Genomic DNA, 2,366 nt, shown 5'->3' with positions numbered 1-2,366 from the left:
CCCTTGGCTACCGCACGTTTTACCCAAGACGCGAGATGTTCCCGACCACGGAACACCGGTTCCAGGGGCTTTAGCTTTTCGCCGCCGCCGGAGGTGCAAATGCGACGGCTGCCTCGGTCGTCAGCAACAGGAAGGTGAGGGTTTCCTGCAAATAGAGGCGGACCACGCCGTCGGTATGGCCGAGATAGCCGATGGAAGCGTCCTGGCCGATATGCAGCTCGAAGTCGCCACCACGGGTCGTCAGGACGACGGCACCGGGGACACCGGGCGCCCAGAGGATCTTGTCGTCGACCAACCGCTTGACGTGCTCCAGGACGGGGTAGCCGTGATCGCTGGTCTCGGCCAGCGCGGTATAGGCATCGGCACCCAGCAGCACCGCGTAAGGCCCGTTGACGCCCACCAGCCGCAACTGGCTCAGCCCCTGCGCAATGGCTTCCGGGTACTCCCGCACATCGCTCGGCAGCGTCTTCTTCGGGTTGCTGGTTCCCTGACAGACGCCGACGATCCCCGCGGCGCCGTAGCCGACGAATATGGCGCCGTCCTCGACGAAGGCGAGCCGCCGCGCCGCGATTTTGGCCGGCTCCCAGTCCGAATCGTTCGCACCGCGTTCGACATCGTCGATCGCCTGCCGCTCCAGTTCGAACGGAACCCGCAGCTCTACCAGCGCCTTGACCTCGCGCTGGCTGGCGAGCACGCCATCCCCCGGGGTTGCTACGGATCGCTGGTGGCCGGTGCCGACGGCGGCAAGGCTGCTGCCCGCGGGCCCCACGACGTCGACGACCCGCCGGCCGGCCAAGTGGCGCTTGAACGTGCGCGTCACTTCTTCTTCGATCTGTGCCCAGGCAGCATCGGAAATCGGCGCAAGCTCGCGATGCAGGTTATTCATGGTCAACATCTCCTTTCAGGGAACCGATACCCAACGAGCCATCGCTGCGCGAAGCGGGCACCGGATCGGGCACCGCAACGGCGGCAGCAGGAGCCGCAAGCGCGGGTCCGTCTTCGGTCGTGTCTTCCAGAAATGTCGCCGTCGGCACGAAAAAGAGATTCCCGGTGACGGCGCGGCTGAAGTCGAGCAATCGGTCATAGTTGCCGGGCGGCCGCCCGATGAACATGTTCTCGAGCATCTGCTCGATCGTGCGGGGCGAGCGGCTGTAGCCGATGAAATAGGTTCCGAATTCGTTCGAGCCGGCATGCCCGAAGGGCATGTTGTCGCGCAGGATCTGGCGTTCTTCGCCGTTTTCAACGATCGTCGTGAGGGCGTTGTGCGCCGAGCTGGGCTTGACCGCATCGTCCAGTTCGATGTCGGACAGTTTCGTGCGGCCGACGATCCGTTCCTGGGTCTCGGTCGACAAGGCATTCCAGCCGGCGAGATCGTGCAGGTACTTCTGCACGATGACATAACTGCCGCCGGCGAACGCTGCATCCTCGTCGCCGATGAGCACCGCTTCCGCCGCTTCATCGCCCCGCGGATTCTCCGTGCCGTCGACAAACCCGAGGAGATCGCGGTCGTCGAAGTAGCGGAATCCGTGCACCTCGTCGACCGCAGCAACGGCCTGTCCGAGCCGCGCCATGATCTGTGTCGCCATCTCGAAGCACAGGTCCATGCGCTTCGCACGGATGTGGAATAGCAAGTCGCCCGGTGTCGAGACCGCGTGGCGCCCGTCGCTGCGAATCTCGCGAAATGGGTGCAGCTCGGCCGGGCGCGGCGCGCCGAAGAGCTGGTCCCAGGCGTCGGACCCGATCCCCATGATGCAGGAAAGCCCTGCCTCCACGTCGCGAAAATCAACCGCGCGGATGAGCGCGGCGAGATCCGCACAGAAGGATCGAACGATGGCGCGATTGCCGGAGCCCGGCTTCAGTGCCACGACGAGAAAGATGGCGGCGCGACTGAGCGGATCCAGAACCTGCTGGGGAACGCCGGGCGCGCCAGCCGCAGGTTGTTGTGGAGCGCCGCCTGGATGAGCCCCCATCAGAGGTTCTCCCGCGAGGCGGGTAACTTCACACGTGTTGCTTCCTTCACTGCTTGAGCCTTGATGCTGCGGATCATCGTCTTCGTCGGATCGCAAAGAGGGGCAGGCGTCGGCTGTTCGTGCAAGTACGGCGTCAATCGTGCGTTAGTCTGAGCATCGGGCGATCGCCTGTCTACTGGTCGAGCAACTGCACTCGCAGGGATTCCGCGCTTCCTGCCCGCCCCGGCAGGCCGGGATGGCGAGCACGCCGGTCCGCTAGGGCGTGTTAACACTATATGAGCGCATCGGCGATCAGGGCGAAGTGAATAAATGCCGTGAACATCACGTCGAGTTTCTCGAAGCGGGAGAAGATCCGACGAAAGCCCTTGAGCCGACGGAACAGCCGCTCGATTTCGT

At 64.4% G+C, this 2,366-nt stretch carries 3 protein-coding genes; all 3 read right to left on the bottom strand.

What is annotated here, in order from left to right:
* Positions 1–70 precede the first annotated feature (70 nt).
* Complete coding sequence (locus tag JNK68_07775) at positions 71–886, bottom strand: bacteriocin family protein (GenBank protein ID MBL8540256.1); 816 nt, start codon at positions 884–886, stop codon at positions 71–73.
* On the bottom strand, positions 879–1,970 hold the full coding sequence (locus JNK68_07770) for a Dyp-type peroxidase (protein MBL8540255.1): 1,092 nt from the start codon (positions 1,968–1,970) through the stop codon (positions 879–881). The genes JNK68_07775 and JNK68_07770 overlap by 8 nt, the downstream gene beginning before the upstream one ends.
* Positions 1,971–2,241: 271 nt before the next feature.
* A partial coding sequence (locus tag JNK68_07765; protein ID MBL8540254.1) for an IS5/IS1182 family transposase occupies positions 2,242–2,366 on the bottom strand: 125 nt, incomplete at its 5' end.

The organism is Betaproteobacteria bacterium (assembly GCA_016791345.1).
GTDB lineage: Bacteria > Pseudomonadota > Gammaproteobacteria > Burkholderiales > JAEUMW01 > JAEUMW01.
Note: the sequence above shows the minus strand (reverse complement) of the source record. Positions and strands in the feature narration are given on the sequence as shown.

Excerpts from the sequence above, each read along its gene's own strand:
- JNK68_07775 (MBL8540256.1), bottom strand. The coding sequence starts at position 886 with ATGAATAACCTGCATCGCGAGCTTGCGCCGATTTCCGATGCTGCCTGG.
- JNK68_07770 (MBL8540255.1), bottom strand. The coding sequence starts at position 1,970 with ATGGGGGCTCATCCAGGCGGCGCTCCACAACAACCTGCGGCTGGCGCG.